Source organism: Brucella sp. 22210 (assembly GCF_052045675.1).
Classification (GTDB): domain Bacteria; phylum Pseudomonadota; class Alphaproteobacteria; order Rhizobiales; family Rhizobiaceae; genus Brucella.
Window position 1 is genome coordinate 1 of sequence record NZ_JBQEPD010000187.1, and the last position, 369, is coordinate 369.

The following is a 369-nucleotide window of genomic DNA, read 5'->3' on the forward strand; positions in this document are numbered from 1 at the left end:
TTCATCCTCAACAAGATTATCAAGACGTGAGCCATGGCACAGCCTTTACCCTACGAACGTGATTTCGACTTCGCGGGCTTCCAGTCCACGCACCCTTCGACCCCTTTGCCTGGCGACAAGGTGAATCTTGAGCTGGATCAGATCGCGTACACGACTGATGAAATTCGCGAGCGGATCAGGATCCTGCAGCGCGATGATCTCCAGTTGGCGAACCAGTCTGTCGGTTGGGATCAGTTGAAGCCAGAGCTTCGCAATGGCTTTTCGACGCCATCTGTGTGGGCCGCAGGTGTCGATTACAGTCTCAGCGCGGCGGTCTATGTCGGGCGAAAGGTTTACGCTGCGCTTGTGGCGCACAAATCGGTCAATTTC

At 55.0% G+C, this 369-nt stretch carries 1 protein-coding gene; it reads left to right on the plus strand.

The window, feature by feature from the left end; genetic code table 11:
* Positions 1 to 33: 33 nt before the first annotated feature.
* A partial coding sequence (locus ACTJKP_RS27265; protein ID WP_440632885.1) for a hypothetical protein occupies positions 34 to 369 on the plus strand: 336 nt, incomplete at its 3' end.